Origin of the sequence: Herbiconiux moechotypicola, from assembly GCF_024979255.1 — a bacterium.
Taxonomy (GTDB): Bacteria; Actinomycetota; Actinomycetes; order Actinomycetales; family Microbacteriaceae; genus Herbiconiux; species Herbiconiux moechotypicola.
This window is the reverse complement of record NZ_JANLCN010000010.1, coordinates 40,458-55,863: the sequence shown is the minus strand read 5'-3', so window position 1 is coordinate 55,863 and position 15,406 is coordinate 40,458. Positions and strand designations below refer to the sequence as shown.

Genomic DNA, 15,406 nt, shown 5'->3' with positions numbered 1-15,406 from the left:
TCACAAATTTGTGACGTCAGTCAGTGAATTGAAACATGACTGTAACCGACAGAAATCTCGCGGTCACATCGCTTCTGTAGGAATGGAGTCGGCAGGTTGGCACCACGGGGCCTGCACCCCCCGCACCATCCCGACACGATAGGACCCCTGACTATGAGCTCCTCCATCCCTTCCCGTTCCCTCCGGGCCAGGCGCCTGGCCCTTCCCGGCATCGCCCTCCTCTCCGCCGTGGCCCTCGCGGGCTGTTCGGGCACCTCCGACGCGGCGACCCCCACCGAGACGGCCGCCGCCGACGACGTGTTCAGCCAGGAGCTGCACGACCTGCTCCCCGAGTCGATCCAGGAGAGCGGCGTCATCTCGTTCGGCGCCCTCTGGGAGACGCCTCCGGTGATCGGCGCCGACATCAACGACCCCGACACCCCCGTGGGCATCGCTCCTGACCTCGTCGCTCTCATGGCCCCCATCCTCGGCGTCGACGCCGAGTGGATGAACATGCAGTGGCCGGCGCAGCTGCCGGGCGTGCAGGCGGGCACCGTCGACGCCCTGTTCGGCCAGGTGAGCATCACCGCCGAGCGCGAGCAGAGCATCGTCGACCTCGTGCCGTTCCAGAAGAGCAGCCACTCGCTGCTGCTGCCGGCCGGGAATCCCGAGGACATCGAGAAGATCGCCGACATGTGCGGCATGACCATCGCCGTGCCTGTCGGCTCGAACCAGTCGGCCACGGTGCAGGCGATCAGCGACGCCGAGTGCGCCGCCGACCCGATCCAGATGGCCGAGTACCAGGGCGCCACCAGCGCCGTGCAGGCGCTGCGCGCCGGAACGGTCGACGCCTGGTTCGACACCACCTCGGCCCAGGAGGCCGTCGTGGCCGCCGACCCCGACGTGTTCACCTCGGTCGTCATCCCCGAGAGCGAGATGCCCACGCAGTTCGGCGGCATCGCGGTGTCGAAGGACGCGCCCGGCCTCTCCGAGGCGCTCGCGGGCGCTCTCAAGATCCTCATCGAGGACGGCAGCTACGACGCGATCTACGAGGAGTACGGCGTCTCGTCGCAGGCCATCACGGTCGACGAACTGATCATCAACCCGATGACGGGCACCGCCCCCGGCGAGGTCGCGGCCTCCTGACCGGTCGGGAGCGGCCGGCATCCCCCCGCCCGGCCGCTCCCGGCTTCCCGCCCCGCACCTCGTGTGCCGGGCGACCCGCATCCGTGTCACCCCAGAAAGCGACTCCCCGATGACGCTCACCGACACCGTCCACGACCCGCTCCTCGACGGGCTCCGGCCGCCGCTCGATGCCGCGGCGATCCTCGCCAACGTCGAGACGATCCTCCCGATCGTCGCCGAGGAGGCGTCGGCCTCGAGCGAGCTCGGGCACCTCACCGACCGCATGGCCGCCGCGCTCGCCGCCGCCGGCGTGTTCCAGGTGGGCTTCGCCGCCCGCCGCGGCGGCCCCGAGCTCAGCCTCACCGACCAGACCCGCCTGGTGGAGATGATCGCCACCATCGACGCCGGTGTCGCGTGGAACGCGGCCATCCTCGCCGCCACCGGCTTCTACGCCGGACGCCTCGACGACGAGGCCTTCGCCGAGCTCTACCCCGACCTCGACCGGCCCACCTGCGGCTCGTTCCACCCCCGGGGCCGCGCCGAGGTCGTCGACGGCGGCTACCGGGTCACCGGCCGCTGGAAGTTCGGCAGCGGCATCCACTCCTCCCACTACGTGCTCGGCGGCGTCGAGGTGTTCGACGGCGGCGAGAAGGTGCTCAAAGACGACGGCAGCGCCCTCGTGCTCGGGGTGTGGCTGCCGGTCGGCGAGGTCGAGATCCTCGACGACTGGCAGGTCGTGGGCCTCCGCGGCTCCGGCTCGAGCGGATACGCCGTCGACGACGTGTTCGTGCCCGCAGCCCACTCCTTCGACCGCTACTTCACCCCAGACCCCGACGCCGAGCCGCTCAACAAGCTGGTCGACCTGCCGTTCTACAGCACCGCATCCATCGCCGTCGGCATCGCGCAGCACGCCGTCGACCTGGCCGCGGCCGAGCTGCGCAAGCGAGCCGCCGGCCCCGTGCCCGTCGACGCCCGCAAGCTCGGCCTGCTGGGCGAGGCGGAGAGTCTGCTGCGCGCCGCCCGCGCGGTGGTCTACTCGGGTGTCGCCCGCATCGACGAGGCGGTGTTCACCCCCGGGGTGCTGCCGAGCGCCTCGGTGATGGCCAGGGGCGACGCGCCCGTGGCCGCCGACCTCGCCCGGCGCATCGTCGACCTGTGCGCCGAGCTCATGGGGTCGCAGGTGATCTACCTCAGCGGCCCGTTCGAACGACTGATCCGCGACCTCGTGGGCGTGACCGCCCACGCCTCGACCTGGCGCAGCCGCTGGGTCGACGTGGGACGCACCCTGGTGGAGGAGGAACGATGACCGACAGCCCGGCAGAGGCGGCGGTGGGCCGCGAGGGTGCGCGCCCGCTGCTGCTGCGCGAGACCAAGCTCAACGTGGTGCCGGTGCGGCACTGGGGGCGCGGAGTGCTGGCCGTCGTCTCGGTGGTGATCCTCGCGAGTGTGGTGATGGGGCTGTGGACCAACCCCAACATCGAGTGGCCCATCGTCTGGGAGTTCGTGTTCAGCCCGGCGATCCTCAAGGGCCTCTGGTCGACCCTGCAGATCAGCGCGGTGTCGATGGTGGTGGCGCTCATCCTGGCCGTCGTGATCGCGGTCATGCGCATCTCGCCCAGCCGCATCGTGAGTGGGTTCGCCGCCGCCTACGTGTTCATCTTCCGCGGCATCCCGATGATCGTGCTGCTCATCTTCGTGGGCAACCTGGGCCTGTTCTTCCAGGATTTCGCCATCGGCATCCCGTTCACCGACATCACCTTCTGGTCGGTGCCGGTGAAAGACGTGATGAGCCCGTTCCTGGCCTCGGTGATCGGCCTCTCGCTCGCGGGCTCGGGCTACATGGCCGAGATCGTGCGCGGCGGCCTGCTCTCCATCGGCCGCGGCCAGCACGAGGCGGCGAAGGCGCTGGGCCTCAACCGCACGCGCACCCTCCGCTACATCGTCATGCCGCAGGCGCTGAAGGTGCTGCTGCCCCCGATGGGCAACGAATTCATCAGCATGCTCAAGGCCTCCGCGATCGTCTCGGTGATCGCGGGCGGCGACCTGCTCACGGTGGCGCTCGGCATCTCGGGCGTGAACTTCCGCACGATCGAGCTGCTGATCGTCGCATCCATCTGGTACCTGCTGGTGATCGCCGTGCTCACCGTCGTGCAGTACTTCGTCGAGAAGAGGACGGCAGAGCGATGAACCCCATGATCTCGGTGGAGGGCGTCGACAAGTGGTTCGGCACGAACCAGGTGCTCTTCGACATCGACCTGCAGATCGCCGAGGGCGAGATGCTCTGCCTCATCGGGCCCTCCGGTTCGGGCAAGAGCACGCTGCTGCGCTGCATCAACCATCTCGAGGAGATCAACACCGGCCGCATCCGGGTCGACGGCGAGCTCATCGGTTACCAGGAGAAGCGTGGACGGCTGCACGAGCTCACCGAGCACGCGGCCTGCCGGCAGCGGGTGGGCACGGGCATGGTGTTCCAACAGTTCAACCTGTTCCCGCACATGACCGCGCTCGAGAACGTGTCGTTCGCGCCCATCAAGATCAAGGGCACTCCGAAGGCCGAGGCGCACGAGCACGCGCGCTCGCTGCTCGAGCGGGTGGGCCTCGGCGGCAAGGCCGGCTCCTACCCCTCGCAGCTCTCGGGCGGTCAGCAGCAGCGGGTGGCGATCGCCCGCGCCGTGGCCATGCGGCCGAAGGTGCTGCTCTTCGACGAGCCGACCAGCGCGCTCGACCCCGAGCTGGTGGGTGAGGTGCTCGAGGTGATGAAGGACCTCGTGCGCACCAGCCAGATGACCATCGTGGTGGTGACCCACGAGATGGGCTTCGCCCGCGAGGTGGCCGACCGCGTGGTGTTCATGGCCGACGGCCGCATCGTGGAGCAGGGCACCCCGGCCCAGGTGCTCGACTCGCCGCAGAACGAGCGCACCCGCGAGTTCCTCTCGGCGGTGATCCGGTGAGCGCGGCCGAGGCCGCCACGAGCACGACTCCGGATGCGCGGGGCGCGCTGGCCGGCGAGGTCGCCTTCGTCGCCGGGGCGACCGGCTCGCTCGGCCGCGAGATCGTGCGCGAGCTCGCCCGGCTGGGTGCCACCGTCGTGGTGCACTGCCGTCGCGACCGTGCGGGAGCGGAGGCGCTCGCCGAGTCGCTGCCGGGCTCGCATCTCGTGGTGCAGGCCGACCTCTCCGACCCCGCGGCGCTCGACGCGGCCTTCGCCGAGGTCGAGAACACCGTCGGGCCGGTGACGGTGCTCGTGAACACCACGCACGAGAGCCACGGCGTGGTGCCCGTGGCCGAGCTCACCCCCGAGATCCTCGACAGCCAGTTCGGCTCGGTCAAGGTGCACGCGGCGCTCGTGGGCCGGGTGGTGCCGGGAATGCGCGCCCACGGCTGGGGCCGCATCGTCTACATCTCCGGTGCCCTCATGTCGCGCCCGTACCCCGGCTTCGGTGCCTACGGCGCGGCGAAGTCGGCCGCGACCGCGCTCACCCGCTATCTCTCGGTCGAGGAGGGCCGCAACGGCATCACCGCCAACGTCGTCGCCCCCGGCCGCGTGGTTGACCCCGCCGACGACGAGCCGCTCGACGCGACCCGCCAGGCGCTCAGCGACCGCCTGCTCGAGCGCACCGCGCTCGGCGTCTTCCCCTCGCCCCTCGAGGTCGCCCAGGTGGTGTCGATGCTCGTCGGCCCCGGGTCGGCCGCGCTCACCGGCCAGACCATGTGGGTGACCGGCGGCGAGCCGATCGGCGCCTGACCGCATCCGGTCACCCCTCCATCCCCCGCTCCTCCCGAGTCCGATCCAGAAAGGACGGTGTCCCATGACCACGGTCGACACCCCCGCCGAGCCGCTCACCGGCTCCACCGATCCCGTTCTCCTCGCTCCCGACAGCGCCGAGGCGATCGTCGCCAACGCCCACGCCATCCTCCCCGTCGTCGCCGAGGAGGCCGACGAGATCGAGAACCTCGCCCGGCTGAGCCCCCGTGCCGCCCGCGTCATGCGCGCCGCCGGGGTGTTCGAGATGGGCTTCCCCGCCTTCCGCGGAGGGGTCGAGGCCACGCTCGCGCAGCAGGTCGAGGTGACCGCGCTCGTGGCGGCGGTCGACGCCTCCGCCGGCTGGAACATCGGCGTGCTCAACGCCGGCGGGTACTACGCGGGGCGCCTGGGCGACGAGGCCTACGCCGAGCTCTACCCCACCCGCGACATGCCCACGAGCGGAGCCTTCCACCCCCGGGGGCGCGCCGAGCGGGTCGACGGCGGCTACCTCGTGACCGGCGAGTGGAACTGGGGCTCGGGCAGCTACACCGCAGAGCACATCGTGGGCGGCGCCGAGGTGTTCGAGAACGGCGAGCCCGTGCAGGGGGCCGACGGCAAGCAGATGCACCTCGGCTTCTGGCTGCCGCGCGAGGCCATCGAGGTGGCCCACAACTGGCAGACCCTGGGCGTGCGCGGCTCCGGCAGCACCTCCTACTCCATCACCGAGCCCGCCTTCGTGCCCGCGCGGTACACCTTCGACCGCGAGGGTCTCGACAACCCGCTGGCCGACCCGCTCAACAAGAGCGTGCCCGTCTCGCACTTCGCCCTCACGGGTGTGGTGCTCGGCGTCGCCCGCCACGCGGTGCAGCTCGCGGGCGACTTCGTGCGTGAGCGCATGGGCTCCATCGATGCCGCGAAGATCGACGCCGCCACCCGGCAGGCGCTCGGCGAGGCGATGGGCGAGGTCGACTTCGCCTACGCCGGTGTGCGCGAGGTGGCCAGGCTCACCGACGAGGTGCTCTGGACCCCCGGCCTCGGCCTCACCCCGGTGCAGAAAGCCCGCATGACGGCGGCCAACGCCGTCGCTGCGAACGCCCTCCGGCGGTCGCTCAACCTCTGCATGGAGATCGCCTCGGCCCGCTACATCCTCGACGTCAACCCCATCCAGCGGGTCATCCGCGACGGGATGAGCGCCCTCGCCCACGCGGGCACCCGCCGGGCGCACCTGGCCTCCTATGCCTCCGCAGCCCTCAACAACCCCGAGTGCGGCTACACCATCCCCGACGACGTCTCGAACGACGGCGGAGCGCTCGTGCGCGAGGCGAGATGAGGGGCGTGCCCGGCTCTGCCGCTCTCCCACCAACTCCGGCGATCTCGCCCGGCAGCCCGCGGGTGCGGGTGACCGTCACCCGGGTGGACCGTCCGCGCGGGAGGACGAGGGTGGGCGACTGGTTCGAGATCAACGGAAGCAGGCTCATTCTTCCTCCCGGACAGTCGTTCTGCCCTTATGCGCTGGCGGCGGTCTTCCCCGTCGTGGTGATGCGGCAGGGCGATCTGCCGGCCGACAGCTGGCTGGTGCGCAAGCCCTATATCTGCGGGCCCGATGCCGAGGAGAACCTCGTGATGAAGGTCGAGGCCGTCTACGAGGAGGCGGCAGGATGAGCGGGCGCACCGTGCGCTGCACAGTCGAGTCGATGAACTACTCGGCCTGCGCGCTGAAGAAGGGCGACTGGTTCGAGGTCGACGCCGAGGGCCTGCGGATGCCCGACGGCCAGTCGTTCTGCGCCTTCGCCATCGCCTCGGTGCTGCCGCTCGTGAACGGGCGCCTCGGCGACGACGACCCCGACGAGTGGCTCGACTCGAAGCCGCTGCTGCAGTGCCCCGACCCGCCCGAGGCGCTCTGGATGCGGCTGGAGAACGTGACCGAGCCGAGTACTGAACCAGGAGCATCCGCATGACCCGTCCCGTCACCTTCAGCGCCCGCATCGGCTCGGCCTCGGCCGGTGTCGAGGCGCTCGCCGACCGCGCCCTCCTCGCCGAGGAGTCCGGCTTCGACCAGGTGTGGACCGGCAACGACCTGTTCGGCCACTCGGGTCTCGTGGGCCTCGCCGCCATCGCGATGCGCACCACGCGCATCCGCTTCGGCTCGGGCGTGATGGACCCGGTGTCGCTGCACCCCGCCCAGATCGCCAGCTACGCCTCGGCGCTGCAGGAGCTCTCGGGCGACCGCTTCCTGCTCGGGCTCGGCGCGGGCTCCGACGTGTTCTTCTCGTGGGCCGGCCTCACGCCGCCCCCGCCCGTGGTGCGCACCCGGCAGGCCGTGCTGGCCATCCGCGAGCTGCTCGCCGGGCGCAGCCCGATGGGCGTCCCCGGGGTGGCCGACGGCTGGACCGAACAGGCCGTGCTGCACGATCCGCGGCCCACGCCGATCTATGTGGGCGCCATGGGGCCGAAGATGATCGCCATGACCGGGCGCATCGCCGACGGCGCGCTCTCGCTCTGCCTTCCGCCTCGCCACGTGTTCGGCGTGATCGACCAGCTCAAGGCGGGCGCCGAGAGCGCCGGACGCAGCATCGACGACCTCGACGTGGCCGCCTGCGTGTGGGTGTCGATCTCCGACGATCGCGACGAGGCGAGGGCCCTGCTCGCCAAGCACATCGCGCTCTACAGCGGCTCGCTCTCGACCGCGGCGCTCGAGGCCAACGGGCTCGACCCCGAGGAGTTCGCGCGCACCCAGGCGCTCATGTCGGAGGGGCGCGAGGCCGACGCCGTCGCCTCGGTCACCGACTCCATGCTCGAGCTCGGCATCGTGGGCGAGGCCGCCGAGGTCATCGACCAGTGCGGCGCGCTCATCGCGGCGGGGGCCCGCCACATCTCGTTCGGGCCGCCCATGGGGCCCGACCCCGCAGCCGCTCTGCGCCTCCTCGGCAGCCAGGTGCTGCCGCGGCTGCGCGAACAGTTCTGAACCCCTTCCCGTACCACCCATCCCCCTGCTAGGAGAGAACCATGCTGTACGTCTACGGCGGAGTGCCGACCGACCCCGCGAAGCGCGCCGAGATCGAGGAGGCCGCCCGCGTGTTCGAGGCCGCCTGCCTCGAGGAGGAGGGCTGCGTCACCTACAGCCTCTCGTGGTCGATCGCCGAGCCCGGCTTCCTGCGGCTGCTCGAGGTGTGGGAGCCGAGCGAGGCGCACGCCGTGCACACCCAGCAGCCGCACGTGCTGGAGTGGACCTCGTTCATCGCCTCGGCCTCCACGGCTCCGCCCACGTTCACCAAGTACGTGGTCGATGTCGTTTCTTAAACGTGACGCACGTCAGAGTTAAGAGATAGACTGCCATGGTGGACAACGACAAGACGGCGGAGACGAACACCCGCGAGCTCGAAGAGGGCATCGTCACCGATCTGCGCGAGAAGATGACCTACGGGTCGTACCTGGGGCTCGACACCCTGCTGAGCGCGCAGAGCCCGGTGTCGCAGCCCGAGCACCACGACGAGATGCTCTTCATCATCCAGCACCAGACCACCGAGCTCTGGCTGAAGCTGGTGCTGCACGAGCTCAAGGCGGCGAGCGCGCTCATCGCGTCCGACGACCTCGCGGCGGCGCTGAAGAAGATCGCGCGGGTGAAGCACATCCAGAAGACGATGACCGAGCAGTGGTCGGTGCTCGCTACCCTCACGCCCAGCGAGTACGCGCAGTTCCGCGACTCGCTGGCGAACTCCTCGGGCTTCCAGTCGTTCCAGTACCGGGCGGTGGAGTTCGCCCTCGGCAACAAGAACGCCAAGATGCTCGCGGTGTTCGACGGCGAGCCCGGCGCCAGGGCCCTGCTGCAGGAGCTGCTGGAGCAGCCGAGCCTCTACGACGAGTTCCTGCGCTACCTCGCCCGTCAGGGGTTTGCCGTCCCCGTCTCCGTGCTCGAGCGCGACGTGACGGTAGCGCACACGATGACCCCCGAGCTGCTGCCGGTGTTCATTCAGATCTACGACAACTCCGCTGAGAACTGGGCCGTCTACGAGGCCTGCGAAGAGCTCGTCGACCTCGAGGAGAACTTCCAGCTCTGGCGCTTCAGGCACCTCCGCACCGTGCAGCGCACCATCGGCATGAAGGTGGGCACGGGCGGGTCGAGCGGCGTGGACTTCCTGCGCCGGGCCCTCGACCTCACCTTCTTCCCCGAGCTGTTCGCGGTGCGCACCGAGATTGGACGCTGACACGATGACCACCCTTCCCGCGGCGGGCCTCGCCGACGCGCCCGTGCCCGACGCCTCCGTGCTCGACGCGGCCGACCCGCTGGGCGGCTACCGCTCGCGATTCCTCGGCGCCGACGACCCCTCGGTGCCCGCCTATCTCGACGGCAACTCGCTCGGCCGGCCGCTGGCCTCGCTGCCCGGGGTGTTCTCGTCGTTCGTCACCGAGCAATGGGGCGGCCGTCTCATCCGGGGCTGGGACGAGTCGTGGCTGAACCTGCCGCTCGCCCTCGGCGACCGCATCGGGCGCTCGGTGCTCGGCGCCGCCGCGGGCCAGACCGTGGTCGCCGACTCCACCACGGTGTCGCTCTACAAGCTCATCCGCACCGCGCTCCACGCGCGGCCCGGGCGCAGCGAGATCGTCATCGACCGCGGCAACTTCCCCACCGACCGCTTCGTGGTGGAGGGCGTCGCGGCCGAGACCGGGGCGCACATCCGCTGGATCGAGACCGAGCCGGGCAGGGGCGCCACCCTCGCCGACGCCGAGGCCGTGATCGGCGACGAGACCGCGGTCATCGTGCTGAGCCACATCGCCTATCGCTCCGGCTACATCGCCGACGTGCCCGGCATCACCGCGCTCGCCCACGAGCGGGGCGCGCTGGTGCTCTGGGACCTCTGCCACTCGGTGGGCTCGGTGCCGATCGAGCTCGACGCCTGGGGCGTCGACCTGGCCACCGGATGCACGTACAAGTATCTCAACGGCGGCCCGGGTTCGCCGGCGTTCCTCTATGTGAACGCGGCGCTGCTGGGCGAGGCCAGGCAGCCCATCTGGGGCTGGATGGGCGACCGCAACCCCTTCGCCATGGCCGACGGCTACGTGCCGGCCGACGGCATCCGGCGTTTCATCAGCGGCACCCCACCCGTGGTCGGCATGATCGCGATGCAGGAGATGCTGGGGCTCATCGAGGAGGTGGGCATCGACGCGATCCGCACGAAGTCGCTCGCGCTCACCGACTACGCCATCGCGCTGTTCGACGAGCGGCTCGCGCCCCTCGGCGTCACGCTCTCCTCGCCGCGCGAGCACGAGGTGCGCGGCAGCCACGTCACCATCGACCACCCCTCGTTCGCCGGCCTGATGCAGGAGCTGTGGTCGCGCGGCGTCATCCCCGACTTCCGGGCGCCCTCGGGCATCCGGCTCGGGCTCTCGCCCCTGTCGACGAGCTTCGCCGAGGTGGAGTTCACGGTGGAGGCGATCCGGTCGCTGCTGGCGCCGCGTGCGTGAGCCCGATCACGTCGACGTCTACGGGGCGCATCCCGATCAGCTGATCGAGCTGTACCGGGGCGACGGGATGCGCGGCCTCGTCGTGCTGCTGCACGGGGGCTTCTGGCGCAGCCGGTGGGACCGCACGCATCTGCGCCCGATGGCCGTCGCGCTCGCGGAGGCCGGATGGGCGGTGGCGCTGCCGGAGTTCCGGCGGGTCGGCGGGGGCGGCGGGTGGCCGCACACTTTCGACGACGTGCGCCGGATCGTGGCCGCGGCGCCCGAGCTGGTGCGGGAGCGCTTCGGTGCGGGGTCCGTGTCGCGGGTGGTGCTCGCGGGGCACTCGGCGGGTGGGCATCTCGCGGTCTGGAGCCAGGCGGCGTCGGGATCCGCCGCGGTCGCGTCGGTCGACCACGTGGTGTCGCTGGCCGGGGTGCTCGACCTCGCCGAGGCGCACCGGCTGGCGCTCAGCGGCGACGCGGTCGGCGAGCTGCTCGGCGGCCCGTCGGAGCCCGGCTTCATCGACCGGCTGGCGGCTGCCGACCCGATGACCCTGCCCGTGCCCGACGGACCCACCCTCGCGCTCGTACACGGGGAGGACGACGACGAGGTGCCCGCCTCGTTCAGCCGGGTTTACGCTGATCGTGACCCGCGCATCCGGTTCACCCCGCTCGCCGCGGCCGGTCACTACGAACTCATCGACCCCGCCACCGCCGTGTGGCCGAGCGTGCTCGCCGCGCTCGAGGCACCCGGCCGGCGCGGGGACGCGCACTGAAGGAAGGCACGCACATGGCCATCACGCTGGGATACAAGGCTTCTGCCGAGCAGTTCGGCCCGCGGGAGCTGGTGGAGATCGCCGTCGCCGCCGAGGGGCACGGCTTCGAGTCGGTCGCCGTGAGCGACCACTTCCAGCCCTGGCGGCACACCGGTGGGCATGCGCCGTCGGCGCTGGCCTGGATGGCCGCGGTGGGGGAGCGCACCTCGTCGGTGCGCATCGGCACGAGCGTGCTCACGCCCACCTTCCGCTACAACCCGGCGGTGCTGGCGCAGTACTTCGCCTCGATGAGCGTGCTCTACCCGGGCCGCATGTGGCTGGGCGTGGGCTCGGGAGAGGCGCTCAACGAGATCGCCACGGGCGCGAAGGAATGGCCGGAGTTCAAGGAGCGGTTCGCGCGTCTGCGCGAGGCCGTGGCGCTCATGCGCGAGCTGTGGACGGGCGACCGTGTGTCGTACGAGGGCGAGTACTACTCCACTGTCGACGCCTCCATCTACGACGTGGAGCCCGGAGGCGTGCCGGTGTACATCGCCGCGGGCGGACCGGTCGTGGCGCGCTACGCCGGGCGTGCGGGCGACGGCTTCATCTGCACCTCGGGCAAGGGAGCCGAGCTCTACACCGAGCAGCTGGTGCCGGCCGTGAAGGAGGGCGCCGAGAAGGCGGGGCGTTCGTTCGAGGACATCGATCGCATGATCGAGATCAAGCTCTCCTACGAGGAGACGCTCGACGCCGCGCTCGACAACACCCGCTTCTGGTCGCCGCTGTCGCTCTCGAAGGAGCAGAAGCACGACATCACCGACCCGATCGAGATGGAGAAGGCCGCCGACGCGCTGCCGATCGAGACCATCGCCAAGCGCTGGATCGTGGGCACCGACCCCGACGAGGTGGCCGCGCAGATCGGGCAGTACGTCGACTGGGGCTTCAACCATCTCGTGTTCCACGCGCCGGGGCACGACCAGGAGCGGTTCATGACGCTGTTCGAGCGCGACCTGGCGCCGCGGCTGCGGGCGCTCGGGTAGGACGCCGGCGCGGGCGCGGGGGCTTGTGGGGCTATCGCAGGAGGGCGTGCACGCGCTCGACGCGGTCGCGCCACCAGCGCTCGCGCTCGGGTGCGGCCTTCCAGCGTTCGAGCTGTGCCGGGTCGACCTCGGGCCGCTCGACCGGGATGCTGCCGCCACGCGGCACGAGGCTCCGGCCGGGCGCCGCGACGTCTCCCGTGAACAGGTCGACGGTCGCAAGCCCGCAATCGTAGGGGAGTTCGGGCAGGGCTGCTGCCAGATGCGCCCCCATCGCGATGCCCACCGAACTCTCCAGCGCGCTCGACACCACGGCGGGCAGCCCGGCCTCGGCCACCAGCGCCGCGGCGCGCCGAACCCCACCGAGCGGCTGCGCCTTCACCACAAGCAGGTCGGCGGCGCCGGCCCGGGCCACGGCGAGGGGGTCGTCGGCCTTGCGCACGCTCTCGTCGGCCGCCACGGGGATGCCGAGGTAGCGGATGCGGCGGCGCAGCTCGGCGAGCTCGTCGACGCTCGCGCAGGGCTGCTCCAGGTACTCGAGGTCGAACTCCGCCAGCCGGTGCACGGCGTGCTCGGCCTCGTCGAGGTTCCAGGCGCCGTTGGCGTCGAGGCGGATGCGGCCCTCGGCCCCCACGAGCTCGCGCACGCGCTGCACCCGGGCCACGTCGTCGTCGAGCGTCTGGCGGCGCTCGGCGACCTTCACCTTGACGGTGCGGCAACCGTCGTAGTGGGCGAGCACCTCCTCCACGCGCTCGGGGGCGACCGCGGGGAGGGTGGCGTTGACGGGGATGGAGGTGCGGGTGGGGACGGACGCGGGTGCGGACGCCGGCACGGGTGCGGACGCCGGCGCGGGCGCCCAGCCGAAGTCGATCGCCGCGCGGAGCCAGGCTGCCGCCTCGTGGTCGCCGTACTCGATGAAGGGGGAGAACTCGGTCCACCCCGCCGGGCCTTCGAACAGCGCGAGCTCGCGCGTGTCCTGACCGCGGAAGCGGGTGTGCAGGGGGAGGGCCACCACCTGCATCCCGCCGAGCAGCTCGTCGAGCGGTGGGGGCGTCGTCGTCTCGTCCATTCCTGCACAAGTCTGCCGCGCGAGCGAGGTTCTCCACAGCATCCGGCTTCGAGAGTCCCGGATGCGCGTGGGGCGTAGCCTTGCAGCATGAGTGAACGCACCACGGTCTCCGACATCTTCGATCCCGCCGAATGGGTGGTCGCACCGGTCTCCGAGGGCTTCACCGACATCACCTACCACCTCGACGTGGAGGGCAGGGTGGCGCGCATCGCGTTCGACCGGCCCGAGGTGCGCAACGCCTTCCGGCCCAAGACGGTCGACGAGCTCTACATCGCGCTCGACGACGCCCGGCAGAACCCGAGGGTGGGCGTGGTGCTCATCACGGGCAACGGCCCGAGCCCGCGCGACGGCGGGTGGGCGTTCTGCAGCGGCGGAGACCAGCGCATCCGAGGGCGCGACGGCTACAAGTACTCCGAAGAGGAGACCGCGGCGGGCATCGACCAGGCGCGCTCGGGTCGGCTGCACATCCTCGAGGTGCAGCGGCTCATCCGGTTCATGCCGAAGGTGGTCATCGCGGTGGTGCCCGGCTGGGCGGCGGGCGGAGGGCACTCGCTGCACGTGGTGTGCGACCTCACCATCGCCAGCGCCGAGCACGGGCGGTTCAAGCAGACCGACGCCGACGTGGGGTCGTTCGACGCGGGCTACGGCAGCGCCTACTTCGCGCGCCAGGTGGGGCAGAAGTTCGCGCGTGAGGTGTTCTTCCTCGCCGAGGAGTACAGCGCCCAGCGCGCCTACGAGATGGGCGCGGTGAACCGCGTGGTGCCGCACGCCGAGCTCGAGGCCGAGGCGCTGCGCTGGGCCCGGGTCATCCTCGGCAAGTCGCCCACGGCGGTGCGCATGCTCAAGTTCGCCTTCAACGCGGTCGACGACGGCCTGGTTGGTCAGCAGGTGTTCGCCGGCGAGGCCACCCGCCTCGCCTACGCCAGCGACGAGGCCGTCGAGGGCCGCGACTCCTTCCTCGAGAAGCGCGACCCCGACTGGTCGGCCTTCCCCTACCACTTCTGATGGCGCGGGTCCGTCTCTCATGACCAGACCGCTCGAGATCGTCGAGGCGGAGACCTCGGCGGTCGTGGAGTCCCTGCAGCGCGCTCTCGCGCACGACGGGCCGGCGATCCTCCCGCGCGAGTCCTCCGACGCCGAGCACCGTTCCGGCGGTGCCCTCCCCTCCGAGGTCCCCGGGAGGGTCGCGCTCGTGGTGGAGACCTCGGGGTCGTCGGGCGCTCCGAAGCGGGTCATGCTGTCGGCCGATGCACTGCTGTCTTCGGCGGCAGCCACCGAGAACGCCCTCGGCGGTGGTGGCCAGTGGCTGCTCGCGCTGCCGGTGCACTACATCGCCGGCCTCCAGGTGCTCGTGCGGTCCATCACGGCGGGCACGGCGCCCGTGGTGCAGGCTGCCGTGGTGCACGGCGCCGGTCACTTCTCGGCGTCGCAGTTCACTGATCTCGCTGAGCGGCTCACGCACCCGCGCCGCTACACCTCACTCGTGCCGGCGCAGCTGGCGAGGGTGGTGGAAGCGGCCGAGACCGACGAGCGGGTGAGGCGGGCCGCGCGGCGATTCGACGCGGTGCTCATCGGCGGCCAGGCGCTCCCGCGTCGCCTGCACGAGCGTGCGCGCGCTCTCGAGATGCGGGTGGTGCGCACCTATGGCTCCAGCGAGACCGCGGGTGGCTGCGTCTATGACGGGCGCCCGATCGGCAGCGCGGTCGTGCGCGAGGTCGGGGGCGAACTCCAGATCGGCGGGCCCATGCTCGCCGAGGGCTACCTCGGAGACGACGAGCTCACGGCCGATCGTTTCGTCGTGGCGGAGGGGCGGCGGTGGTACCGCACCTCAGACGGGGGCAGTGTCGAGGACGGTGTGGTCGCGGTGACGGGCCGGCTCGACAACGTCATCATCTCGGGCGGGGTCAAGGTGTCGCTCGATCGAGTGGAGCGACTGGTCCAGGGCGTGCCGGGGCTGGAGTCGGCCGTGGTGGTCGCGGCGGCCGACGAGACCTGGGGGCAGGTGCCCGTGGTCGTGGCGGAGAGCGGGGTCGGGCCGGCTGCAGGTGCAGGTGCAGGTGCCGGCCCAGGTGCGGGTGCGGGTGTCGATCCTGACGAGAGCTGGCGTGCGGCCCGGGCCGCCGTCATCGCGCAGCTCGGCCGGCCGGCGGCGCCCGCCGAGATCGAGTGGGTGCCCGCACTGCCGCGCCTGGCCTCGGGCAAACCCGACCGGCAGTCGGTGGCCAGCTGGTTCCAAGGGCCCCGAGACTAGACTC

Annotated in this window: 17 protein-coding genes; 16 read left to right on the top strand and 1 reads right to left on the bottom strand. The window is 71.3% G+C overall.

The window, feature by feature from the left end:
• Positions 1-153: 153 nt before the first annotated feature.
• The 14 genes from N1031_RS15310 (at position 154) to fgd (ending at position 12,085) form a co-directional block, all read left to right on the top strand.
• Complete coding sequence (locus N1031_RS15310; RefSeq protein WP_259480587.1) at positions 154-1,125, top strand: transporter substrate-binding domain-containing protein; 972 nt, start codon at positions 154-156, stop codon at positions 1,123-1,125.
• 109 nt (positions 1,126-1,234) lie between these two features.
• Complete coding sequence (locus N1031_RS15305; RefSeq protein WP_259480586.1) at positions 1,235-2,410, top strand: acyl-CoA dehydrogenase family protein; 1,176 nt, start codon at positions 1,235-1,237, stop codon at positions 2,408-2,410.
• Positions 2,407-3,291: an amino acid ABC transporter permease gene (locus N1031_RS15300; protein WP_259480585.1), complete on the top strand. Its 885-nt coding sequence runs from the start codon at positions 2,407-2,409 to the stop codon at positions 3,289-3,291. The genes N1031_RS15305 and N1031_RS15300 overlap by 4 nt, the downstream gene beginning before the upstream one ends.
• Before the next feature lie 5 nt (positions 3,292-3,296).
• On the top strand, positions 3,297-4,055 hold the full coding sequence (locus tag N1031_RS15295) for an amino acid ABC transporter ATP-binding protein (RefSeq protein ID WP_259480718.1): 759 nt from the start codon (positions 3,297-3,299) through the stop codon (positions 4,053-4,055).
• Entirely contained in the window at positions 4,052-4,849 is a 798-nt protein-coding gene (locus tag N1031_RS15290) for an SDR family NAD(P)-dependent oxidoreductase (RefSeq protein WP_259480584.1), read from the top strand. Before N1031_RS15295 ends, N1031_RS15290 begins: the two co-directional genes overlap by 4 nt.
• A gap of 64 nt (positions 4,850-4,913) precedes the next feature.
• The gene (locus tag N1031_RS15285) at positions 4,914-6,179 is read left to right on the top strand and encodes an acyl-CoA dehydrogenase family protein (RefSeq protein ID WP_259480583.1); all 1,266 of its coding nucleotides are present in this window, start codon (positions 4,914-4,916) and stop codon (positions 6,177-6,179) included.
• Entirely contained in the window at positions 6,176-6,511 is a 336-nt protein-coding gene (locus N1031_RS15280; RefSeq protein ID WP_259480582.1) for a TIGR04076 family protein, read from the top strand. Before N1031_RS15285 ends, N1031_RS15280 begins: the two co-directional genes overlap by 4 nt.
• Positions 6,508-6,807, top strand: coding sequence for a TIGR04076 family protein (locus tag N1031_RS15275; RefSeq protein WP_259480581.1), 300 nt, complete (start codon positions 6,508-6,510; stop codon positions 6,805-6,807). Before N1031_RS15280 ends, N1031_RS15275 begins: the two co-directional genes overlap by 4 nt.
• Positions 6,804-7,814 carry an LLM class flavin-dependent oxidoreductase gene (locus tag N1031_RS15270; protein WP_259480580.1) on the top strand — a complete coding sequence of 337 codons (1,011 nt, stop codon included), beginning with the start codon at positions 6,804-6,806 and terminating at the stop codon, positions 7,812-7,814. Before N1031_RS15275 ends, N1031_RS15270 begins: the two co-directional genes overlap by 4 nt.
• 41 nt (positions 7,815-7,855) lie before the next feature.
• Positions 7,856-8,149 (top strand): putative quinol monooxygenase, encoded by a 294-nt coding sequence (locus tag N1031_RS15265; RefSeq protein ID WP_259480579.1) that lies wholly within the window; start codon positions 7,856-7,858, stop codon positions 8,147-8,149.
• Between the two features lie 35 nt (positions 8,150-8,184).
• Positions 8,185-9,054, top strand: a complete 870-nt coding sequence (kynA, locus tag N1031_RS15260) for a tryptophan 2,3-dioxygenase (RefSeq protein WP_259480577.1) — start codon at positions 8,185-8,187, stop codon at positions 9,052-9,054.
• Positions 9,055-9,058: 4 nt separating this feature from the next.
• Entirely contained in the window at positions 9,059-10,312 is a 1,254-nt protein-coding gene (gene kynU / locus N1031_RS15255; protein WP_259480576.1) for a kynureninase, read from the top strand.
• On the top strand, positions 10,305-11,066 hold the full coding sequence (locus N1031_RS15250; protein WP_259480575.1) for an alpha/beta hydrolase family protein: 762 nt from the start codon (positions 10,305-10,307) through the stop codon (positions 11,064-11,066). The genes kynU and N1031_RS15250 overlap by 8 nt, the downstream gene beginning before the upstream one ends.
• Positions 11,067-11,080: 14 nt before the next feature.
• Positions 11,081-12,085 carry a glucose-6-phosphate dehydrogenase (coenzyme-F420) gene (gene fgd / locus N1031_RS15245; protein ID WP_259480573.1) on the top strand — a complete coding sequence of 335 codons (1,005 nt, stop codon included), beginning with the start codon at positions 11,081-11,083 and terminating at the stop codon, positions 12,083-12,085.
• Between the two features lie 31 nt (positions 12,086-12,116).
• Here fgd and N1031_RS15240 read toward each other — a convergent pair whose 3' ends face one another.
• A complete protein-coding gene (locus N1031_RS15240; protein WP_259480571.1) occupies positions 12,117-13,151 on the bottom strand; it encodes an o-succinylbenzoate synthase in 1,035 nt (344 codons plus the stop codon).
• A gap of 87 nt (positions 13,152-13,238) precedes the next feature.
• On the opposite strand from N1031_RS15240, the gene N1031_RS15235 reads away from it, so the two are divergent.
• Both N1031_RS15235 and N1031_RS15230 read left to right on the top strand, forming a co-directional pair.
• Positions 13,239-14,156 carry a 1,4-dihydroxy-2-naphthoyl-CoA synthase gene (locus N1031_RS15235; protein WP_259480569.1) on the top strand — a complete coding sequence of 306 codons (918 nt, stop codon included), beginning with the start codon at positions 13,239-13,241 and terminating at the stop codon, positions 14,154-14,156.
• Between the two features lie 19 nt (positions 14,157-14,175).
• Positions 14,176-15,402: an AMP-binding protein gene (locus tag N1031_RS15230; RefSeq protein ID WP_259480567.1), complete on the top strand. Its 1,227-nt coding sequence runs from the start codon at positions 14,176-14,178 to the stop codon at positions 15,400-15,402.
• Positions 15,403-15,406 lie beyond the last annotated feature (4 nt).